The organism is Vibrio sp. 10N.222.52.C3, from assembly GCF_041474195.1.
Classification (GTDB): Bacteria; Pseudomonadota; Gammaproteobacteria; order Enterobacterales; family Vibrionaceae; genus Vibrio; species Vibrio crassostreae_C.
The window spans coordinates 107,747-128,763 of sequence record NZ_JBFRTQ010000027.1 but is presented as its reverse complement, the minus strand read 5'-3'; the positions used below and the strand labels follow the sequence as shown (position 1 = coordinate 128,763).

Annotated in this window: 22 protein-coding genes and 1 tRNA gene; 3 read left to right on the top strand and 20 right to left on the bottom strand. The window is 44.2% G+C overall.

Annotated elements, in window-relative coordinates:
* Positions 1-97: 97 nt before the first annotated feature.
* From AB4517_RS04845 to AB4517_RS04830, 4 genes are all read right to left on the bottom strand, one after another.
* Positions 98-883: an HAD-IIB family hydrolase gene (locus AB4517_RS04845; RefSeq protein ID WP_017070430.1), complete on the bottom strand. Its 786-nt coding sequence runs from the start codon at positions 881-883 to the stop codon at positions 98-100.
* 35 nt (positions 884-918) lie between these two features.
* Positions 919-2,202: a TRAP transporter large permease gene (locus tag AB4517_RS04840; RefSeq protein ID WP_372147975.1), complete on the bottom strand. Its 1,284-nt coding sequence runs from the start codon at positions 2,200-2,202 to the stop codon at positions 919-921.
* Positions 2,203-2,211: 9 nt separating this feature from the next.
* Positions 2,212-2,676 carry a TRAP transporter small permease gene (locus tag AB4517_RS04835; protein ID WP_017062049.1) on the bottom strand — a complete coding sequence of 155 codons (465 nt, stop codon included), beginning with the start codon at positions 2,674-2,676 and terminating at the stop codon, positions 2,212-2,214.
* 107 nt (positions 2,677-2,783) lie between these two features.
* Positions 2,784-3,797: a C4-dicarboxylate TRAP transporter substrate-binding protein gene (locus AB4517_RS04830; protein ID WP_017062050.1), complete on the bottom strand. Its 1,014-nt coding sequence runs from the start codon at positions 3,795-3,797 to the stop codon at positions 2,784-2,786.
* A gap of 273 nt (positions 3,798-4,070) precedes the next feature.
* Between AB4517_RS04830 and AB4517_RS04825 the strand changes: the two genes are divergently transcribed.
* Entirely contained in the window at positions 4,071-4,775 is a 705-nt protein-coding gene (locus tag AB4517_RS04825; protein ID WP_372147974.1) for a glycerophosphodiester phosphodiesterase family protein, read from the top strand.
* Positions 4,776-4,784: 9 nt separating this feature from the next.
* Positions 4,785-5,537 carry a DeoR/GlpR family DNA-binding transcription regulator gene (locus AB4517_RS04820; protein ID WP_372057987.1) on the top strand — a complete coding sequence of 251 codons (753 nt, stop codon included), beginning with the start codon at positions 4,785-4,787 and terminating at the stop codon, positions 5,535-5,537.
* 64 nt (positions 5,538-5,601) lie between these two features.
* Here the strand turns inward: AB4517_RS04820 and gltS are convergent, their stop codons facing one another.
* The 4 genes from gltS to AB4517_RS04800 all read right to left on the bottom strand — a co-directional run bounded on the left by gltS (position 5,602) and on the right by AB4517_RS04800 (position 10,493).
* On the bottom strand, positions 5,602-6,816 hold the full coding sequence (gltS, locus tag AB4517_RS04815; protein ID WP_017062061.1) for a sodium/glutamate symporter: 1,215 nt from the start codon (positions 6,814-6,816) through the stop codon (positions 5,602-5,604).
* A 254-nt stretch (positions 6,817-7,070) separates the two neighbouring features.
* Positions 7,071-7,161, bottom strand: a tRNA-Ser gene (locus AB4517_RS04810).
* 180 nt (positions 7,162-7,341) lie between these two features.
* Complete coding sequence (locus AB4517_RS04805; protein ID WP_017062062.1) at positions 7,342-7,791, bottom strand: L-alanine exporter AlaE; 450 nt, start codon at positions 7,789-7,791, stop codon at positions 7,342-7,344.
* 248 nt (positions 7,792-8,039) lie between these two features.
* Positions 8,040-10,493, bottom strand: a complete 2,454-nt coding sequence (locus AB4517_RS04800) for an ATP-binding protein (protein WP_372147973.1) — start codon at positions 10,491-10,493, stop codon at positions 8,040-8,042.
* Positions 10,494-10,664: 171 nt separating this feature from the next.
* On the opposite strand from AB4517_RS04800, the gene AB4517_RS04795 reads away from it, so the two are divergent.
* Entirely contained in the window at positions 10,665-11,234 is a 570-nt protein-coding gene (locus AB4517_RS04795) for a UPF0149 family protein (RefSeq protein WP_017062064.1), read from the top strand.
* 75 nt (positions 11,235-11,309) lie between these two features.
* Here AB4517_RS04795 and AB4517_RS04790 read toward each other — a convergent pair whose 3' ends face one another.
* The 12 genes from AB4517_RS04790 to cydB form a co-directional block, all read right to left on the bottom strand.
* Positions 11,310-12,341, bottom strand: coding sequence for a potassium channel family protein (locus AB4517_RS04790; RefSeq protein WP_017063519.1), 1,032 nt, complete (start codon positions 12,339-12,341; stop codon positions 11,310-11,312).
* Between the two features lie 175 nt (positions 12,342-12,516).
* Positions 12,517-13,578 carry a quinolinate synthase NadA gene (gene nadA, locus AB4517_RS04785; RefSeq protein WP_136973580.1) on the bottom strand — a complete coding sequence of 354 codons (1,062 nt, stop codon included), beginning with the start codon at positions 13,576-13,578 and terminating at the stop codon, positions 12,517-12,519.
* 209 nt (positions 13,579-13,787) lie between these two features.
* A complete protein-coding gene (gene ybgF / locus AB4517_RS04780; protein ID WP_017062068.1) occupies positions 13,788-14,570 on the bottom strand; it encodes a tol-pal system protein YbgF in 783 nt (260 codons plus the stop codon).
* Positions 14,571-14,603: 33 nt separating this feature from the next.
* Entirely contained in the window at positions 14,604-15,146 is a 543-nt protein-coding gene (gene pal / locus AB4517_RS04775) for a peptidoglycan-associated lipoprotein Pal (RefSeq protein ID WP_017062069.1), read from the bottom strand.
* 113 nt (positions 15,147-15,259) lie between these two features.
* A complete protein-coding gene (gene tolB / locus AB4517_RS04770) occupies positions 15,260-16,612 on the bottom strand; it encodes a Tol-Pal system beta propeller repeat protein TolB (RefSeq protein ID WP_017062070.1) in 1,353 nt (450 codons plus the stop codon).
* A gap of 12 nt (positions 16,613-16,624) precedes the next feature.
* On the bottom strand, positions 16,625-17,692 hold the full coding sequence (gene tolA / locus AB4517_RS04765; protein ID WP_017062071.1) for a cell envelope integrity protein TolA: 1,068 nt from the start codon (positions 17,690-17,692) through the stop codon (positions 16,625-16,627).
* Positions 17,693-17,705: 13 nt separating this feature from the next.
* Positions 17,706-18,149, bottom strand: coding sequence for a protein TolR (gene tolR / locus AB4517_RS04760; protein ID WP_017062072.1), 444 nt, complete (start codon positions 18,147-18,149; stop codon positions 17,706-17,708).
* A 3-nt stretch (positions 18,150-18,152) separates the two neighbouring features.
* Positions 18,153-18,836, bottom strand: a complete 684-nt coding sequence (gene tolQ, locus AB4517_RS04755) for a protein TolQ (protein ID WP_017062073.1) — start codon at positions 18,834-18,836, stop codon at positions 18,153-18,155.
* Positions 18,826-19,263 carry a tol-pal system-associated acyl-CoA thioesterase gene (ybgC, locus tag AB4517_RS04750; protein ID WP_017067533.1) on the bottom strand — a complete coding sequence of 146 codons (438 nt, stop codon included), beginning with the start codon at positions 19,261-19,263 and terminating at the stop codon, positions 18,826-18,828. The genes tolQ and ybgC overlap by 11 nt, the downstream gene beginning before the upstream one ends.
* 172 nt (positions 19,264-19,435) lie before the next feature.
* Entirely contained in the window at positions 19,436-19,738 is a 303-nt protein-coding gene (ybgE, locus tag AB4517_RS04745; RefSeq protein ID WP_017062075.1) for a cyd operon protein YbgE, read from the bottom strand.
* Positions 19,731-19,838, bottom strand: a complete 108-nt coding sequence (gene cydX / locus AB4517_RS04740) for a cytochrome bd-I oxidase subunit CydX (protein WP_000270284.1) — start codon at positions 19,836-19,838, stop codon at positions 19,731-19,733. Before cydX ends, ybgE begins: the two co-directional genes overlap by 8 nt.
* A 31-nt stretch (positions 19,839-19,869) precedes the next feature.
* Positions 19,870-21,006, bottom strand: a complete 1,137-nt coding sequence (gene cydB / locus AB4517_RS04735) for a cytochrome d ubiquinol oxidase subunit II (protein ID WP_017062076.1) — start codon at positions 21,004-21,006, stop codon at positions 19,870-19,872.
* Between the last annotated feature and the right edge of the window lie 11 nt (positions 21,007-21,017).

Genomic DNA, 21,017 nt, shown 5'->3' with positions numbered 1-21,017 from the left:
TGAATCCTTATTAAAAATAACCTTCATAGACAGAAAATACAGATACCACCTTATGGGTAGTTTCACTTTTGTCCATGAAGGATTTGAGTCTGTCTGACTATTTTAGCGCAAGTAACTTATCGACAAACTCTGAGAAACCGTACCCGCCGGGCTTGCTCATCACCACTGATGGATGATGCTCAAGTCGCGCCCAGTAATGCTGGATATTTGCCACACCGACACTGTTAGGCAAAATTTCAAACATGTATTGGTCATTCATCGAGTCACCGACATAGCAACTACGCTCGACTATCTCTTGATCAGATAACCCCTTATCTTTGAGAAAAGCGGTCGATGTCGCTTTTTTAGAGTGCTCACCATACCAAGCATTGATGTGAATTGAGCTTGCTGTGGCATGTGCACCTAACGCGTGAATCTTAGAGACTATCTCTTCAATAATCGCATCATCGACTTTGGGACGGTTTTGACCGATGTCTATCGCAACTTCACACAAGCGGTACGACTGATCGAGCGTTAAACTGAGCTCTGGGTAATCGCTCAAAATAGCTAAAACTTGTTCTTTCAGTTTGCTCTGATTAGCACTGACTTCTGGCAAAGGGGTATCAGATCGCAATGTCAGATAACCGTTTTTCTTTTCCATAATGAAGGCGCCATTCTCGCCGAGAACCGCATCAACAGGCCACAGCTGAGCAATATGATCACACCACCCTGCACATGCGCCCGTTACCGCAACTACTTTTTTCCCTGAATCACGTAGCTTGCTTAACGCAATCAAGGTTTCAGGAGGCAATTGACCTTGCCACGTTAAGGTGTCATCCACATCGGTTAACACCCAATCTATCTTTTTCCAATTTTGGTTCAATTCATTCGATACCGAATTCATTTCTACACCTCTAAACAATCAATCACTAAACAGTGTTAAAGCAAATTCGGTAAAAACATCACTAAGCTTTCAGAGAAAGTCAGCAACATCAGAACCGTAAGTAGTGCTAGCAACAACGGAGCCACTTCTCTTACGAAGTCGACCATACGAACTTTTAAAATCGAGCAAACCGTAAACATCATCGAACCAAATGGCGGAGTCACACCACCAATCATGATATTCACAATCACAATAATGCCGAAGTGAACCGGGTTAACGCCTAGGTTAAGCACAGCTGGCAATAGTAATGGCGTGAGTATGATCATCGCAGCACCGCCTTCGATGAACATGCCAACCACTAACAGCAGTACGTTAATCAACAACAGCAAGACGAGCTTGTTGTCGGTAAGTTCAATCAACGCAGACGCAACATTGTGTGGGATCTGCTCTAGCGTCATGTAGTAACCAAAGACCATGGCACCGATAATGATGAACATGACACTACTGGTGCCTTGCACTGTTTCACGCATGATCAGCGGGATATGGCGGAAGCCCAGTTGACGATAGACAAAGATGCCAATAATCGCGCAGAGTAATACAGCAATCGCACCCGCTTCAGTAGGCGTGAACAAGCCAAAACGCATGCCTAAAATAATGCCAAATGGGATCAGCAGTGCCGGTATCGCTTTCAGGAAATAATGAAAGCGCTCTTTAGCAGAAGCTGGCTCAGAACGCGACGGTTTGTAACGACGTTTGCGAGCGATGAACGCGATCGTCACCATCAGCGACAGCGCCATCAAAAATGCCGGAACGTAACCCGCAATAAACATTTGATTGACCGACACATTCGCTAATAAAGCAAAGATGATTAGGTTGATACCCGGTGGAATCACAGGGCTGATACTTGATGAAGCAGCTGTTACAGCGGCCGTGAATGGTAAGTCGTAACCACGCTTGGTCATCTCAGGAGCAAGAATCTTAGACTGCATCGCCGCATCCGCATTTGCAGAACCAGAGATACCGCCCATCAGAGTACTCAATGCTACATTCACTTGAGCAAGGCCACCGGTTTTGTGACCAATCATAGAATCAGCAAAGGCGAGTAAGCTCTTACTGATCCCCGCATAGTTCATCACCGAACCCACCATGATAAAGAACGGAATAGCCAACAACGGAAAAGACTCAGCAGAGCTAATAAAGCGCTGCATCACCAAGCTCACCGGAATAGAGTCATTGATAAAAAGAAAGTAAACCATCGCCGATGCAATCAGAGAAAACGCGATGGGGATGTTCAAAAGAAATAGAACAAACAGAATAAGGATTGGAAGATAGCTTTCCATGAATCGTACCTACTTAGAAGAGCGCTTTAGAGAAGCGACATCGTTCGCAATAAATCGAACGGTGTGGATCGCCATCAATGAGAAACAAAGCAACAACACGCCATTGATAACAAAATATGATACGCCCATGACTGGCGTTACCTTGTTAGATAACATGAGATATTGATAACTCAGAACTGCCATTAAGAGGTTCAGAGCCAGTAGGAAAACGGAAACACATAGCCTAAATGGGATTTTTGCTTTTTCTGGCAACATGGCAACCACCACGTCCACACCCATGTGAAGCTTGTGTTTGTAACAGGAGCTAATCCCTAAGTAGACAGCCCAAATGAAGCAAATAACCGACAACTCTTCGCTCCACGGGACAACAAAGCCAAATCCATAACGCAGGACGACGTTAACGATAACAACCAAAACGGTGATCGATATAGCGATAGAAGCGAGGATTTCTTCAATATTTTTCAATAAAAACAAAAGACTTCTCCAGCGAAATACCGAATACAACGTGGGTATTTCAGGAATAAAACGGCCTAAGAATAGTTAGGCCGTAATCATTAACTAATTAATTGACGTATGCAGGATTACTGTGCAGCTCGGATCGTTTCTAGCTCTTTCATGATCGTCGCGTGTATACCTTCACTCCAGCTTGGGAACTGGTTGTACACATCTGCCGTCAACTGGTTGAACTCTTCAGAATTCACTTCATTGAAGGTAACGCCTAGCTCTTCAAGTTTCTGAGTGTATTCAACATCCAATTTAACTAGCTCAGCAGTGTTAGATTCAGCGCCAGCCTCTAGCTCTTCGTTGATGATCTGTTGTTGCTCTGGCGTAAATTTGTCCCAAAGCGTTGGTGAAATGTAGATACCCACTGTGCCAAGGAAGTGCTTAGTCAAAGACATGTTCTTAGCCACTTCGTAGATCTTGGTTGAGTACATTGTCAGGATAGAACCTTCAAGACCGTCAACAACGCCTTGTTGAACACCTGCATAGGTCTCAGGGAATGGAAGAGAAGCTGGAGCTGCGCCCATTGCTGAAAGTGTGCTAATGAACAGCTGACTTTGTGGAACACGAATACGCATGCCTTTCATGTCATCAGAGTTAACGATCTCTTTATTGGTGATCATGTGGCGGAATCCAAACATGTAGTCTGCATTCAATACTTTGATGCCTTTCTCTTCCGCTTTAGTCTTAAGGCCAGCGACGAAATCAGTGTCCATCATCGCTAAGTATTCATTGTAGGTGTTGTACAGCATTGGACCTGCAAGTGCAGCAAAGTCAGGCACGTAATCACCTAGATAAGTCAAATCCTCTACGGCAATCCAGTTGGCACCGTTAACCACTTGTTCCAAGTTATCTTTGTAAACAGGCAATTGGCCACCAGGGAAAACTTTAATGTTTACCGAGCCATCGGTTCTTTCTCGAATTTTGTCGGTCGCTTTGATTAGCTCTTGTGTAAGCAGCTCATTTTGAGTGAACACAAGGCTCATGTTGATATTGATCGGCTCGTCTTTAGCTTCAGAACCAGCCTTGTCAGCTTCACCACAACCAACAAGCAGCGTTGCCGCCATAATTACTGTACCTAATAGCTTTTTCATTTTTTATCACCTTTATGTGGCTATCGTTTTCTAAATATAGAGGGGGTTATTAAGTTTTCGTAGAGTATGTGAGTGAATTATTACATTCATATGAACATTAATCTTACCGACTTGAACATTGTGAGTATAAGGTCTCACTATTGTATAAACTCTGTACAACACCTTTTAGCTAGCTCTCATTTAAAATAAGTAGATATAGCGGATAGATAATAAATCTGTAATAAAGTAGAGCTACTGTTTCCTGAATTTTCAAATGAACATCGAGATTGAATTATGATCACAGGCCACCGCGGTGCCGCGTCTTTAGCACCTGAAAATACGTTAGTGAGTATTGAACAAGCAGAGAAAGCTGGTGCTAAATGGATTGAAATTGATACCCAGTTGAGCGCTGATGGCATCCCTATGCTTTTTCATGACAAGACAGTCAATCGTTGTACTAACGGAACGGGCAATATCGCCGATTTAGACTTAACCACACTCAAGACCTTAGATGCTGGTAGTTGGTTTGGTAGCGAATTCGCGGGGACAACGATTCCTACTTTGAGTGAAGCGTTCGACAAATGCCTAGAACTTGATGTAACTCTGAACCTTGAGATCAAAATTTACGACGATAAGGCTATTCAGCCTCTAGTTGAAACAGTGATCGCACTGATTGAGCAAAAGCAGTTCCCTATTGAAAAACTGCTCATCTCAAGCTTCAAAAAAGAGGCGCTAAGTCTTTGCCAACAGATGATGCCAGAGGTTAAACGTGGTTTTATCTGCGAAGTGTGGAACGATTTCAGCCTAGAATCCCTTCAATCACTTGATCTTTACAGCATTCATATCGATCACCGCATTCTTGATGAGAAAATAGCAAAAGCGATCAAAGCTTCAGGCGCAGTTCTTAAAATATGGACTCTGAACGATCCACAATTGGCGGCTAAATATTTTAACCTTGGCGTCGATAACATCATCACTGACGTACCAAACCAATTTTAGTGGGCTTCTATGGAACTGAACCATCGCCAGAAAGAAATACTCGCAACGCTTAAAGCAAACCAAGATATTCAGATTGACCACTTAGCCGAGTTGTTTTCTGTCACTACTCAAACCATTCGCCGTGACGTAAACCACCTGTGTGAGCAAGGTCTAGCGCGTAGAGTGCACGGAGGCGTGAGCCTACCTACTACGCTCACGAACACGAGTTATCGATTCCGCGCTGGCGTTGAGTCAGAAACAAAAGACAGTATTGCGATGGCGGTTGCCGATGCGATACCTGAAGGCTCAACGGTTATGATGGGCATTGGTACCACCGTCACTCGAATTGCGCAGTATTTGTTGGCAAAGCCCGCGTTACGAGTGATCACCAATAACCTACAAGTGGCCCGTATCTTAGAAGCAAACGAGCAAATTGAAGTGTATTTGGCCGGTGGTTTGTTCAGACGAGAACACCAAGACATGGTGGGCAGTAGCGTGGTCCACTTCTTTTCCGATTTTGAAGCTGACATTGGCATCTGTGGGTGTGGCTCAGTAACAGACAGTAATTTCGCTATGGAACATGAGCAAGTTGAGGCTGACCTATCCAAATCAATCATAAAGAACAGCCGTGAAAGCTGGCTTGTCGCGGATGCCAGTAAATGGGGACGCTTTGCCGCTCTAAAGGTAGCGTCACTGAATGACTTTGACCGCATATACACCAATAGCAGCCAATTACCTTCGGAGCTAAACATACACTTAGTAGAAGAGAATGCTCATACTTGAATACAACAAAGCCTAGCATCACAGCTAGGCTTTTTTTGCTTAAGACAATTGCTCTTAATTAGCGCTACAGACCAACAAAGAAACTGATCACTAGCGCATTAATCAAATCAACAAAGAAACCACACACTAATGGCACCACAATGAATGCTTGTGGGCTTGCGCCATATCGATGAGTTACTGCGGTCATGTTCACAATTGCTGTTGCGGTCGAGCCTAGAGTGATACCACCGAAGCCTGAACATATCACCACAGAATCGTAGTTTCTTCCCATCAAGTAATAAACGACAAACACAGTAAACAACAGGGAAAGCAAGATCTGGATACTCATGACAACAGAGATATAGCCAAACAGTCCATCGAGATCCCAGATACGCAACCCCATCAATGCCATGGTCAAGAACATGCCTAAACAAATATCAGAGATCATCGCTAAGCCTTTGCGGCCTTGAGCGATTTTCTCTTGTGTACGACGTTTCTTAAACAGTGCGCGACCAACGTTTCCGATTAGGATACCTGCGATCAAACAGCTAACGAATAACGGCAGTTTTAGGCCCATCGAGTCGATAACTTCACTCAAGCTGTAACCCAGCATTAGTGTTAAGTTAAGAATCAACCACGCCCACAGAACGCCGTAGTGGCTAAGCTCTGTTTTTGTTTCACTCTCTTGGAATGCACCAACCGTAACCTCTTCTTCATTAGAAGGGCTTACTTTGTGTTTATTGAGCAGGTAGTTCGCAATCGGACCACCAATCACACACGCTGCAATTAAACCAACCGTGTTTGAAGCGACACCAAGTTCGAGCGCGTTAGCAATACCAAACTCTTCCACAAACATTGGCGCCCAAGCTAACGTTGTGCCTACGCCGCCTATCAAGCTAACAGACCCAGATAGCAAGCCTGCTTTCGCATCCATTCCAAAGCCAGAAGCGACTGCCATTCCGACTACGTTTTGCAACACGATAAAAATGGCAGCAAGACACAGTAGGATGAACAACGGTCGCCCGCCTTTAATCAGTGTTTTAATATCCGCTTGGAGCCCGATGCCAGCAAAAAAGTAGAGAAGCAAAAAGTCTCTGACATCTAGGCTAAAAGTGATTTGGATTTCAAAAATATAGTAAAGCGCCGCTACGGTCGCTGCGCAGACAAAGCCACCAATCACAGGCTCTGGCAGTGAATACTTTCTTAATACTTCAGATCGCTCGATCAAACCTTTACCGATAAACAGTAATGAAATCGCGATCGTAAAAGAGAGCATTGGAGAAACTAGGGTTTCTGTCATGAGGTTATGGATTCCTAATAGTTAGATTATTCATAATATTGCGTACTATTAATAATCTAGGTTCACGCCAAAAAATCAAGCGATTATCTATGATAAAAACACCTAATATGGTTAATTCTGCGACGGTATTAATAGAGATTATAACTATAAAGCAATGATTAAAGGAACGGATATTAGGGAGGTATACAGATGAGGTGGGATATAGAGGCTCTAAAACGAGAAAACCCCAGCATTTCTGCTAGGGTTTTGAATAGTGGTGGAAGGATGGGGATTTGAACCCCAGATACGCTATAAACGTATACTCGCTTTCCAGGCGAGCGCCTTAAGCCACTCAGCCATCCTTCCACAAATTGTGTGTTGAGCATGTCACTCAACGAGGCGCTACTTTATTGATTCTGCTTGCTTTGGTCAAGGGGCATTCTCAAAAAAAGTGCCTTTTTCGGTTTGTTCGATTACAAATTAACTCATTAGATCAAAAACAAACCAAATTTCATTCTTTCGCTGCACTTACGCTTGTTGCTTTTCTTAAGCTTGTTGATAGTAGCCAGGAACTCGAAACCATTTACGACACATATCGAGGAAGTAGCCGTAAAGTACGCCCATACCGCACGAGATAACTGCATTACTGGTGACAGCCGTAACGATCTGGTCGCCTGAAGCACCCACTGCCAACAAAATACCCGCATACACTGGAGACTGGAATAACACGTATGCCATCAAATCAGACAAGTTTTTCATCAATGAGCTTTCTGAAAGTTTTGCACCATTGCGTAAGAACCAATCACGAAAAACGCCATAAGGCCAAGCGATAGCAATGTTTACAGGAATAGATAACGTTCGAGAAGCAAGAGATTGCTCAAACGTCATACCAGAAATAAACACTTCTACGATCATGCCAGAAATAAAACAGAAAACGACCATAGCAAATGTATCCGCAGCTGCGTTTCGAATACAAAATGGACCACGAGACTTCATTGACGACAAACCTAAAATATATCACTGCTTAATTAGTGATTTAGTAACATATAAACAAGGCACATTTACACCTCACCAGATAATGTCGCTATTAAATCACAAGATTAGCAGTCATACACTCCAAATTAAAAATCAAGTTGTAAATTAACAACCAAAAACCACTTTTAAAGCAGTCACTTTCACCAAAAAATCCAACCAAGGTCAAATATTGGACAGTTCGTCATTTACTTACCGTAATTAAACAACATTTAAGCCATAGGTAGATTTACAGTAATGATATTAATGACATCTTGTGTAGGTGGTGATCCTAAAGCAACCTGCTCTAACGCTTTATCGACTTGTTCAGTAAGTTCCGCGTTGTTCATAGCTTCAACGTGGACACGTAGGCTCTCTAGTGCAAATTGAATCAGTTCTAGGTTGTTGTCTTCTAGCGCCACATACAACGTCACTAACAGCTCTTCAGTGTTATCTTTGTTGCGAAGATCAGGTTTAGGCAGTGACTCGCTTTTACTTTTCGAATCGTGTGGTTTTAAGTCTTGGCTTTCGAGCTCATCCGCTTTTACTTCATGGTATTGATAAAGCTTATTTGAATAGCGGAACAAGGCATCATCCAGCTCACGCTCGTCAATCGGCTTAGCAATAATATAATCCACACCTGCCCCCAACATACGCTCACGAGTCTCTTTAAAGACATCAGCCGTACAACCAAACACCAATACCGATGACACATCGCCTATCAAAGCACGAATAGCAGTGGTTGATTCAACGCCATCCATCACAGGCATATGGTTATCCATGAGCACCAAATCAAAGCGCTCAGCAACCACGGCTTGTATCGCAAGTTCACCGTTTTCGACGCTCTTACAGGTAAAGCCTTTACTGCTCATGAAGGCTTCAATGATCACCGTGTTAGTTCGGTTGTCCTCGACGATCAGTACCTTTAAGCCAGAGTAGTCCAACTTCTTATGTGGCAAACTCTCGATTTCTCCTGGCTGACATGGCTGAATCTTCAAGCGAACATCAAAACTCGTGCCTATCCCTTCTTCACTGGTGACGGTAATACTGCCATCCATCAACTGGGCAATTTTCTTCACAATCGCGAGGCCAAGGCCAGTACCGCCAAAACGCCTTGTGGTCGAAGACTCCGCTTGTTCAAACGGTTTAAAAATACGCTTCTGAGCTTCTTTAGAAATACCAATTCCGGTATCACGAACTCGAATGCTCAGATAGGTGTCACTCCCCTCTACAACTTCTTTCAGGTACACCTCAACAAAGCCTCTGGAGGTGAACTTCACCGCGTTGTTCAATAGATTAAACAAAATTTGGCGAAGGCGAGCTTTATCTGAGAAGTACCAACGACCCGAAGTCACCTCAGAGTACACTTTGAATTGAAGCCCTTTCTCGGAAGACAATGTGTAGTAAACACTGTTAATACTGCCGATGATCGAATCAAGCGGGAAACGCGTCTCATCAAGATCCAACCTGCCCTGCTCGATCTTCGAGAAGTCTAAGATCTCGTTGAGTAGAGTCATCATATGATCGCCGGACTCATACAAGCTCTTAAGATGCTTCTCTTGTTCAGAATTTAGAGGCGTTTTTAATAGGATTTGAGCGGTACCCAATACCCCATTCATCGGAGTGCGAATTTCATGTGACAAGGTCGCAAGGAAAGCGGTTTTTGCATTGGTGGATGCCTGAGCTTTAACCTTTTCCGCTTCGAGATAAATGGTCTTTTCGTTGAAGGTTTTAATCAAATGGCCGATTTCGTCATCACTCGAGTAATCCACATCAATGATTTCGCCGGCTTTCGAGCTATCAACCTGTGCTGCAATCCTTGTGATTGGACTAATCAAATAACGGTTCAATAAGTAATACCCCGCCATGACACAAAGTAGCAATAGCGGAACAATACCGCCTTCAATGCTCATCACCTGACGAAACACTTCGTCTTCTACTCGTGATTTGGAGTTCACCACATCCACTTGCCAGCCGAAATCACCAAATTGATTGCTACTGATGTAAATGCCTTCAACGAGATTAAAGTTATGCGAAACCAACACTTGGTTAAGCTTATCTCTGAGCGTAATGCCAAGGTTGTATTCTTCGGCGTGGTTCTTGATAAAACCAAGCAGCTCTTCGAGCGAGAGATCCACCGTGGCAACACCGGCAAAAGTACCGTCGTAATAATAAGGGGAAGACGCCGTAATCATTCGAACGTGTGTGTATGGGTCGATATACACATCGCTCCAAGAGATCGTGCCTTGTTTTTGGTTGACGACAGATGTGTACCAATACTCTTCTTGATAAGGGGCATTTTGGGGGTTGTTGTAAGAATATATCTGGTCGATTATTCCATCGTCGGCTTTATTAAAAAAGTAACTGTTGAGAAGCTTTTTAGAATCAAGCGCATAAGGTTCGGGCCAAATACCGGCACTGACAATCGTATCGTCGCTCGCCGCCAACGTGGACTTAAAGAGCGGAATAACATCATCACCGTTACGATGCGCTTGAGCAAACCCAACGAGACTGTCTACGAAGCCTCGAGAACTACTGAGTGGCTCTGTAATCAATGCGGATAACAGTTGCGTACGCAAGTCGAGGTTTTGTTGTAATTTGGCGCGCACAGGGGATTCTACGACGTAATACGTCACACTACCGACAATGGCAATAAACATCGCAAGGTATAATCCAAGCGCTACCATGCTTTTTTTCTTTAAAGACGACCGTATCTGCATAATTCTTTTATTGTTTTCTTTTCTGTTAAACCTAGTGTTTATCATCCATGACATCAAGCCTTTTTAGATTGAAGCTTGATTGGCACAAGTTCATTGGTACTATAAGCGCAAATATGTTCCCTTTTACGGTACCTCACTTTGACTTTACAAGATATTCTTGCGCTTCCAGAGTTGGAAGGAAAGCTAATCACAGAACACAAAACAATGGGCTTTGTCACTGCAATGGCAGCGGCACCGAATGTGTTAACCCCGCATGAGTGGCTACCGTTCTTATGGGGTGGCGAAGAAGTCGCACCTTTTACGGATGGTGAACAGCTAGAAAGCTACATTGAAGTTATCATCGAGCTTTGGAATAAAACCCGCCCAGAACTGATTGAAGGGACTTGGGTTTGGCCTGAAGCTTGTCAATTAGACGACGAAGAAGTGGTGAACACTGCCGCTCGTGATTTTTGTGAAGGCTTGCTTCAAGGCTGGCAGATTGCTCGCGACGATTGGGAAACACTAATGCCTGAAGAGAGCGAAGATAACGCACTCGTTGGCGGTGTCCTGCTGTCACTGAGCATGCTTTACGATCCAGAAACGTCAATTGCTACGCTTGCAGAGCAAGGCATCGAAGGCCTAGAGCAGTTCGAAGAGATCTTTAACGCTGTTCCTGTGATGCTTTGCGGACTAACGCAGCGTGGCATTGCACTAGCTGAAGCTCAATAACAGTTAGCTTTATACAAGCCAAAAGGCCTCATTATGAGGCCTTTTTTAGTTTTCAGACGAAATAAAATAGTCGCTTTAGAAACCTTTCCAATCGAAGTCATCAATTCGCTCATCAGCAATATAAAACAGCTTAGTGCCACTGCTGACCACTTGATCTAACTCTGGGTTGAGTTCAATACCGCTCCCCGTATCAATGGCGATCAGAGTTGCTTGATACTTCTCTTTAAACACTGAGAAAATAGGCGCGACGGTGACAGACTCAGCGTCTTCAGGGAAATACGTTGAATACTGTGTCATGCCTCTTGTTGAGCTCAATAATTCTTGGTGAAGCGCACTGGAACCTGGGTCTACCGCAGCCTTTGCTAGCATCTCAGCACCCACCGCTGGAATACATTCTGAGTTAGGGCAATGCTTGTGTAACAAATCGCTCAGCGCTTCATCTTTAAAGTAAACAAGAAGGTGCGCTTTAGGGTTTCGGTTGGCACAGTAAAGCGCCGCAGATAACGTAATGTCGTCTTCTGGGTTATCAATCAGGATGCAACTTGCAGACTCAATGCCCGTTTTCTCCATCTCTTTGCCATCGGTGTAGCTGTTGACTTTGACGAAATTGATTTCACCGGGTAACGGGTTCTCGATATCTGAACGCGTACATAGCACGATTGGTCGTTTACCCGTTTCTTCGTGTTGTAGCATGCGGATGAGATGAATGGTTCTTTGCTCATTCCACCCCAACATCAAAATGTGGTTGTCCACTCTAACTCTCCTTTTTCCTAGCAAGCCCGCTCGCCAATATTCAACACCTTCTGTCGCCACTTTACCGAGCAACGCGGCAAAAAGGCTCAACCCGCCTGGAATCACAAATAGAATAACGATCCACTGCCCCGCTACCGTGGTCGGTGATAAATCACCATAACCAACCGTAGAAGCCGTCACCACCAAGTAGTAAGCGAATACGGTAACCGAACTGGTTAAATCTGTTTCACCCGCCAAATACAGCATCGACCACGATAAAGCGATGTAGCCAAGAAAAGTGAACAGTAAGTTTTTGCCATTCAAAACAAAGATGTTTGCTTTGATCCAGCGTTTGAGTTGTAACCAGATTATCATTCGAGCCTCTAATCTTTTTCTCTTACTTACATGCTAGAAAAAATACGCGATATCAACAAGATGTATCATCAGAAAAAGATACATGACCACAAGATTGATATTGGCGGCCTATACGCAGATACAAAAAAACCAGCACTATTGGCTGGTTTTTTTATTGGTTAGATAAAAGAACGACTTACGCGTTACCTTTTACCTGCACATTTAACTGCTCTGCAAAATCTAGCATGCGGTTCAATGGAATAAGAGACTTCACGCGTAATTCGTCAGAAACGAAGATTTCGTGTTGCTCACCACCATTCTCAAGCGCGTTTTCAATCGCTTCAAGGCCGTTCATTGCCATCCAAGGACAGTGTGCGCAGCTACGACACGTTGCACCAACACCCGCTGTCGGCGCTTCAATCAGCTCTTTTTCAGGAACCAATTGCTGCATCTTGAAGAAGATGCCTTTGTCTGTCGCAACAATCATCTGTGGATGAGGCAGCTCTTTTGCTTTCTTGATCAGTTGGCTTGTTGAGCCTACAGCGTCAGCCAGTTCAACCACGCTTGCTGGTGATTCTGGGTGAACCAAGATAGCCGCTTCTGGGTATACCGATTTCATTTTCTTCAAAGCATCAGCTGAGAACTCATCATGAACGATACACTCACCTTGCCAAAGCAACATGTCAGCGCCAGTTTGATTTGCGATGTAAGAACCTAGGTGACGGTCTGGCCCCCAAATAATGGGTTTGCCTTCAGCGTCTAGGCTTTCAACGATTTCTAAAGCGATGCTCGACGTAACTACCCAGTCTGCACGAGCTTTAACAGCTGCAGAGGTGTTCGCGTATACAACCACAGTGTGGTCAGGGTGAGCATCACAAAATTCTGTAAATTTGTCAGCTGGGCAGCCAAGATCAAGCGAACATTCAGCTTCAAGTGTTGGCATTAAAATGCGTTTTTCAGGAGTAAGAATCTTTGCAGACTCACCCATAAAACGAACACCAGCGATGATCAAAGTGCTTGCTGAGTGACGGTTACCGAACTTAGCCATCTCTAATGAATCGCCAACGAAACCACCAGTTTCTTCTGCCAGAGCCTGAATTTCAGGATCGGTGTAGTAGTGTGCAATTAGAACTGCATCTTTTTCTTGAAGTAGTTTTTTGATGTTTGCGATGTGGGCCTGTTTCTGAGCGTCGCTCAATGGAACTGGCTTAGGCGGAAACGGGTAAACTGTATCGATTTTATCTAGTATATGACTCATTGCTCTTGCTCTACGCAACTTCTTCCGAGAATCCGAGTATTCTACACAGGACAGCGATTGGGATCAAAAAGGATTGGTTGCAAGCGGTGACTAGCTAATGCTTAAAACGCATAAACAAGGCGATGTGTTGTCATCACTAGCAAGAGAAGTAAACACTAAACGGAAGTGAACAGGTATAAAAAAGAGGCGCCTAAGCACCCCTATTTTGGTTATAAGTGGGTTTTGGCCACTTTAGCCGAAGCACTGTTTGGGTGCTCGGTTACGACTTGTTGGTAATATTTCTTAGCTTGCGTCGCGTTGTTGTTGCGCGCTGCTATGTCACCAAGCTTAACCAGTGCATCTGCTCGCTTGTTTGAGTCTTTGTACGACACAACAGCAGCGAAGCTCTTCACGGCTTCTTTATCTTGCTTCTTAGCGAAATAAAGCTGACCTAACCAGTAATGTGAGTTAGGTGTGAAGGTAGAATCTGGGAAGTCTTTTTGAAACTTTTGGAATGCAGCGATAGCACCCGTGTAGTCTCGTTGCTTTAGAATCATATCTACAGCATTTTGATAAGCAGTTTGCTCATCCACATCAGTACTGAACGTACCAGAAGCGTCTTTAGAGCCTTCGCTCGCCGCCACTGCTACCGTTGCTGTTCCTGCTGCTTTCACCTCGCCTCTTACGCGATCCAGTTCAATGAACAGTTCACGCTGACGCTCTAGCATTTGCTTCATATCGTAGCTGTTTCGTTCCAGATCACCACGAAGTTCACTGATCTCCAGTGCCATGTCGTCGATTTGCTGTTGCATTTGAAGCTGAACGAGATTGCGATTTTGAAGCAGGCGCTCTAAACGCTCAATATCTGATTCGTTAGATGCTGATCGAGAGGAAGATGATGAATTGGTTGCGGTGCTATTGAGATCGGATACTGGAGCTGGTGCAGCGAACGCGGTGTTCGCTGCACTTGCCAGTAACGAAAGCAAAATGACTCGCTTTGTGTTACTGAACATGAGGCAATTCCTCAATTATATAGTCTACTAAAATTAGTAAACTAGTACTGCGCGACGGTTTTTAGCGTACACATCTTCAGATTGACCTAGAAGAAGTGGCTTCTCTTCACCGTAGCTTACGATAGAGATTTGGTCAGCTTGAACACCTAGAGCTTGTAGGTATTTCGCTACAGCTTGTGCACGACGCTCGCCAAGTGCGATGTTGTACTCAGGAGTACCGCGCTCATCAGCGTGACCTTCGATAGTAACGTTCATGTCAACGTTCTTAACTAGGTATGCTGCGTGAGCTGCTAGCATTTCTTCGTAATCGCCAGCGATAGTAGAGTTATCGAATGCGAAGTAGATTGTTTGAGTTTCACGTAGCGCTTGCTCTTTAAGCTCTTGCTCAGACAGTTGACCGTTAGCGTCAATTGGCGTTACAACAGTTGTGTCTACATTGCCTTCTGAACCTGAAGTTGTTTGGTTGCTTTCAGTACCAGATGTTGCAGATGTTGCTTCATCAGTTGAGCTACATGCCGTTACTGCCATCACTGGTAGTGCAATCATCAAGCCTTTAAGAACTTTGTTAAGTTGCATCTTTTTTTCCTTACGTTATCAAACTTAGTTTCTACAGCGACTAAGAGTGCTATAGATAGTTAAATGCCACAATAGTTAACACTATCAATAGCTAAAAGAATATGTAATTTTCCCTAGAGGAACGGTGACCATGCAGGCGCTCTTACGCGTCCGTTAGTTGCCGGTAATCTAGCTTTAAAACGTCCATCGATAGAAACCATCGATAGTACATTTGTTTTGTTGTAAATAGAGCTATAGATAACCATACCTCCATTCGGTGCAATACTTGGAGACTCATCTAACAATGTTTTTGTTAGTACCTGAACCGCACCGGTTTCCAAATCTTGCTTAGCCAAGTTAAAACCTGAGTTGCTGCGATTCACCATGATCATGAATCGACCATCAGGAGTGATCTGGCCACCTAAGTTTTGGCTACCTTGCCAAGTAATACGAGAAGTCGAATTATTGGACAAATTTACATTATAAATCTGTGGTTTACCACCACGATCCGATGTGAAAATAAGAGACTTGCCATCTGGGTGCCAGAATGGTTCAGTATTATTCGAACGGCCGCGGGTAATTTGAGTCAGCTTACGGCTAGCAAGGTCAAGTGTGTACACCTGAAGGCTGCCCGTTTTCGACAATACCAATGCCAATGTTTTACCATCTGGCGAGAATCTTGGCGCACCATTGTGACGAGGGTATGACGTCACTTTCTCACGTTCACCCGTGTAAATATTCATGATGAATATTTCAGCTTGGCCATTCTGGAAGCTCACATAAGCTAGCTTTTTGCCGTCTGGTGACCATGCTGGAGACATGAGAGGCTGCTTAGAACGAAGTACTAAACGCTCGTTAAAGCCATCGTAGTCAGCAACACGAAGTTGATACGGGTACTTGTCTTTATCGTTCACTACCACGTAAGAGATACGAGTTAAGAACGCGCCTTTCTCACCAGTTAGCTCTTCATACACTAGGTCTGAGATACGGTGTGCGTACTCTCTCAAGCGATTACCAGGAACCGTAGCCTTCTTATTGAATAGAACGTGATCTTTAGAAAGCACTAATTGGCCTTCATCACTCAGCGCACGACTTTGTCCTTTGGTCAGTTGACCACGAACAATGTCGATCAATTGGTAATTCACCACATACTGCCCTTCGGCATTTTTAGTGATACTACCGGTAAGCAATGAGTCAACACCTAGGTTAGTCCAAGCATCAAAGTTAACCTCAGTTTCGCTGTAAGGCGTTTGAGGCATTTTGCTTGTCGCAACTGGGCTGAATTTACCACTGCGCTGTAAGTCAGAAGCGATAACCGCTGATACATCGTGTGGCAATGGCTCTGAGCCTTCCCAACGGAAAGGTACAATAGCGATAGGTCTTGCAGAGTTAATACCGTCTGTAATAACCAGCTCCAGCGCTGCATGTGCAAACTGGCTGCTTGTAGCTATTAAGAAAACAAAACTCAGTAATAGTTTCTTTAACACAAGTTCGTCCTTTTACTCTGGTGATACAGTTAAGTTAATGTCTTTCAGTGAGTTCACAATGTCTGGGTCTTTAGGCAACGGGTAAGATTGTACTTGTGCCACCGCACGCTTGGTTGCTGCACATAAACGGCTATCGCCATCTAAGATACTCAAACTACCCAATATCGCGTTAGAGCCCGTTGGAATCAGCTTAAGGTTCACTCGACATGAGCGTCCTCGATAGCTGTCTTCTAACAACAGGTTCTGTTGAATCAGTTGGGTATAGATAGCCCCGTAACGTTGCGCTTCATCAGTGATAAATTGTTGTCTTGCTGAAGAGTTTTGAGTCGCTTCCGTTTCAAGCCCAGCAAAGATATCGTTCAATGCGGCTTCTTGTTGTTTACGCTCTTTTTCTGCTTTTGCTGCAGCTTCTTTTGCCTTACGGGCTTTCTCTGCTGCGGCTGCCGCTTCTTTCTCTTTCGCTATGCGTTGCTTTTCCGCGAGTTCAGCGGCTTCTTTCTCTTTACGAGCTTTGTCTGCTGCCTCTTTCGCTGCTTTTTCTTTTGCCACGCGTTCTTGTTCAGCTTTTGCGATTGCCGCTTCTTTGGCTTTACGCTCGTTCTCGGCTTTCACTAACGCAGCTTCTTTTAGCTTACGGTCAGCTTCGGCTTTAGCGGCTTTCTTTTGCTCTTGCTGTAAACGCGCTTCTTCAGCTTTGCGTTGTTTCTCTTTCTCAACTCGACGCTTTTCAGCTTCACGAGTTGCTTTAGCTTCTTTCGCTTGCTGTTCTTTTAGCTTGCGAATATTTTCTTCTTCAGCTTTACGATTCTTTTCAAGTCGTTCGCTTTCACGTCTTAGTTTGTCAAGACGCTCTTGCTCTTTCTTGCTTGCCGCTTCTCTTTGTTGACGAATCTGTTGAGCTTGCTGGCGAACCAACTGAGGATCAATCACCACTGCTTGAACCATCTGCCCTGTAGGCTTTGGCTCTGACATCGTGAAATCCGCCCCCCAAATGAGCGCAACGAATAAAATGACGTGCAGCCCAAGAGAAATAAGAAGCGGTGATCTGAAATTATTGGATTTTTTATTATTCGCTTTCATGAATGCTACGGAGCTATTCCCTTATATCCGTTAAAAGGCCAACCTTTGGCACACCTGCACGGCTTAATTCATCAAGTAATAAAACCACTTCAGCGTATGGCGTTGCGGCATCACCACCAACCGCCACTGGAGAGTTTGGCTTCAGAGACAACTCGGCTTTCACACGGACGATAATATCTTCCATTGATAAGCCACGCTGTACTTCTTCGTCATTAACGCTCAAACCAAGCTCACCGTCTTTGTTCACTTCAACGATGATGAAACTTGCGTTGTCGTCACCCAGTAGGTCTTGTGCCGATTTAGCCGTTGAAGCCTGAGGCAATTCAACGTCAACGCCTTGAGTAACAAACGGCGAAGTCACCATAAAAATGATCAGCAAAACAAGCATAACGTCGATGTAAGGTACAACGTTAATCTCTGCTGTCATTTTGCGTTTTTTAGGTTGGTATCCAGCCATCTATTATTCCCTGCCAGCCATCGCTTGACGGTGAAGAATACTGTGAAACTCTTCAGAGAAAGTCGCGTAGTTGTGCTCTAGCTTGCCTACTCGGCTGCTGAAGCGGTTGTACGCCATTACTGCTGGAATCGCAGCGAATAGGCCCATTGCTGTTGCGATCAGTGCTTCTGCAATACCAGGGGCAACCATTGCGAGCGTCGCTTGCTTCACTTCACCTAGTGCGATGAATGAGTGCATGATGCCCCAAACCGTACCAAATAGGCCGATGTATGGGCTGATAGAGCCAACAGTCGCCAAGAAAGGTAAGTTAGTTTCTAGTTCATCGACTTCACGAGCAACGGCAACGCGCATCGCACGGCCAGTGCCTTCCATGATGAAGTCAGGTGATGTTGCATTCGATTTACGAAGGCGAGCGAACTCAGTAAAGCCTGCGTAGAAAATTTCTTCAGTACCAGAAAGCTCGTCTTTGCGTTTGTTGCTCTCTTGGTACAGTTTTGCAAGATCAACGCCTGACCAAAATTTGTCTTCAAACACTTCTGTTTGTTTAGAAGCTTGAGATAACACTTTACTTCTTTTTATGATCATCGCCCAAGAAACAACAGACATGCCCATAAGAGTCAGCATGACCATCTTAACTAGTAAACTAGCTTCTAAAATTAGGCCTAAGATTGAGATTTCAGCAGTCACTATTCGTTAGCTCCGTGAGAATAAATGTTGGCATTGCTTTGGGTTTCATTTTTTGATTATCGATACATGCTACCTTAACCATTGCTTTACACAATGCCTTGCCATCAGGATTTACGATCTCTTGACAGAAGACCAAGGTAGCTCGCTTCAACTCGTAAATATTTGTAATGACTTGTAAAGAATCATCAAGACGCGCGCCTTGAATAAAATCAATGTCCATATGTCGGACTACAAAACCGATGTTTTGTTCTAACAATACTTGCTGAGAAACGCCAATTGAGCGCAACATCTCAGTTCGAGCGCGTTCGAAAAACTTAAGATAGTTTGAATGGTATACAACGCCACCCGCATCGGTGTCTTCGTAATACACTGTCACTGGCCACGTAAATGGCTTAGATAATCCCTGCAATTTGATACCACAATCCAAAACGATAAAGATTTCACTATAACCTAACTCCTTATCATTAATAGTATATCGCTGTGAATTTTTTGATTTGAGAGACGAAAAAAAAGGCCATCTGTATAAGATGACCTCTTTTTGGCTAAAAACCCAACAAGTATAAAGGCTCACGTTGTTATGAACCTAAATCCTTTGCCTTTTATAGAAGGCGCAGCACCGTTAGGTAGAGCAAAATTGTGAGTGAAACATATGGGCTAAACAGTAGCTGCCACATCCAAGCTCTTGGCTTAAATCCGATACCGTAAACCATGCTTGAGCATACTGCCCAAATAAACATTGGTCCGATGATCGCGTTAAAGCCACCGATGCTTGTCGCATACGCTTCAGGATCCCACATCACTAAACCCACATGCATGAAACCCAATACTAGGGCTAAGGCTCTTAACAGAGTCTTATCCATTGGTTGATGCAGTTTAGCGATTTGCTCCGCGAGATTACTCACTGTCTTTATCCATCATTTCTGAATGCTCTAACCATAGAGCATTGATGATGCCGAATGCACATGCTAGAAGTACACCCAAAATCCATGCGAAATACCACATAAAATTTCTCCTAAGTTATTTAACTTCTAGCTTAGTAAGCTGAAACGTCGTTATCTTCGATGTGTTTCTTATCTAGACGACCGAACATTTTGTAGTATGTCCAAGTTGTGTAGCCAAGAATCACAGGAACCATTACCGCCGCAACGACAGTCATAAGACCAAGCGTTAGCTCACTCGCTGTTGAATCCCACATAGTCAAGCTTTGGTTAGGGTTCAGGCTTGATGGCATTACGAATGGGAACATTGCAAAACCAGCCGTTAGAATAACACCAGCGTTCGATAGGCTTGAGAACAAGAATGCGAAACCACCACGCTCAAAGCGAGATGCAATCACAGCAAGCAGTGGCATTGCTACACCAAGGATCGGCGCAGCCCACATTGCTGGATAAGTTTCGAAGTTTGTCATCCAAGCACCCACTTGAAGTGATACTTCTTTGTTTAGTGGGTTTGAGTCAGCAAACGTATCGATAGTGCTCGTAATTACATAGCCTTCGATAGATTGAACCCAGAAACCACCAATAACGAATAGAGCAATAGCAATTAGGCCAGTGATCTGAGCAACGTTACGAGCACGAGCGTGCAGCGCTTCTGTTGTCTTCATTTGAAGCCATGTTGCACCTTGCATCACGAACAACATCAGAGCCAACACACCACAAAGCAATGCAAATGGGTTAAGCAGAGCGAAGAACGTACCATGGTACTTAGACATCATAAATTCGTTCAGTTCAAATGGAACACCTTGTAGTAGGTTACCAAATGCCACACCGAAAATGATTGGTGGTACTGCGCCACTAAAGCAAAGTGCGTAGTCCCAAGTTTTGCGCCATTTTGGATCTTCGATCTTTGAACGGTAGTCAAGAGCAAGTGGACGTAACCAAAGTGCAGCTAGCGTTACGTACATTGCGAAGTAAAAACCAGAGAAAGACGTCGCGTAAACCAGTGGCCATGCAGCAAACAATGCACCACCCGCAGTGATAAGCCAAACTTGGTTACCATCCCAGTGAGGGGCAATCGTGTTTAGCATAATACGACGTTCAGTGTCGCTCTTACCGATAACAGGTGACAGAGCGGCAACACCCATATCAAAGCCATCAGTTACGGCGAAACCAACCAGTAGAACACCGATCAATACCCACCAAATAAGTCGTAAGCTTTCGTAATCAAACATAATATTCCCTC

Excerpts from the sequence above, each read along its gene's own strand:
- AB4517_RS04845 (WP_017070430.1), bottom strand. The coding sequence starts at position 883 with ATGAATTCGGTATCGAATGAATTGAACCAAAATTGGAAAAAGATAGAT.
- AB4517_RS04840 (WP_372147975.1), bottom strand. The coding sequence starts at position 2,202 with ATGGAAAGCTATCTTCCAATCCTTATTCTGTTTGTTCTATTTCTTTTG.
- AB4517_RS04830 (WP_017062050.1), bottom strand. The coding sequence starts at position 3,797 with ATGAAAAAGCTATTAGGTACAGTAATTATGGCGGCAACGCTGCTTGTT.
- AB4517_RS04825 (WP_372147974.1), top strand. The coding sequence starts at position 4,071 with ATGATCACAGGCCACCGCGGTGCCGCGTCTTTAGCACCTGAAAATACG.
- AB4517_RS04820 (WP_372057987.1), top strand. The coding sequence starts at position 4,785 with ATGGAACTGAACCATCGCCAGAAAGAAATACTCGCAACGCTTAAAGCA.
- gltS (WP_017062061.1), bottom strand. The coding sequence starts at position 6,816 with ATGACAGAAACCCTAGTTTCTCCAATGCTCTCTTTTACGATCGCGATT.
- AB4517_RS04805 (WP_017062062.1), bottom strand. The coding sequence starts at position 7,791 with ATGAAGTCTCGTGGTCCATTTTGTATTCGAAACGCAGCTGCGGATACA.
- AB4517_RS04800 (WP_372147973.1), bottom strand. The coding sequence starts at position 10,493 with ATGGTAGCGCTTGGATTATACCTTGCGATGTTTATTGCCATTGTCGGT.
- AB4517_RS04790 (WP_017063519.1), bottom strand. The coding sequence starts at position 12,341 with ATGATAATCTGGTTACAACTCAAACGCTGGATCAAAGCAAACATCTTT.
- nadA (WP_136973580.1), bottom strand. The coding sequence starts at position 13,578 with ATGAGTCATATACTAGATAAAATCGATACAGTTTACCCGTTTCCGCCT.
- ybgF (WP_017062068.1), bottom strand. The coding sequence starts at position 14,570 with ATGTTCAGTAACACAAAGCGAGTCATTTTGCTTTCGTTACTGGCAAGT.
- pal (WP_017062069.1), bottom strand. The coding sequence starts at position 15,146 with ATGCAACTTAACAAAGTTCTTAAAGGCTTGATGATTGCACTACCAGTG.
- tolA (WP_017062071.1), bottom strand. The coding sequence starts at position 17,692 with ATGAAAGCGAATAATAAAAAATCCAATAATTTCAGATCACCGCTTCTT.
- tolR (WP_017062072.1), bottom strand. The coding sequence starts at position 18,149 with ATGGCTGGATACCAACCTAAAAAACGCAAAATGACAGCAGAGATTAAC.
- cydX (WP_000270284.1), bottom strand. The coding sequence starts at position 19,838 with ATGTGGTATTTCGCATGGATTTTGGGTGTACTTCTAGCATGTGCATTC.
- cydB (WP_017062076.1), bottom strand. The coding sequence starts at position 21,006 with ATGTTTGATTACGAAAGCTTACGACTTATTTGGTGGGTATTGATCGGT.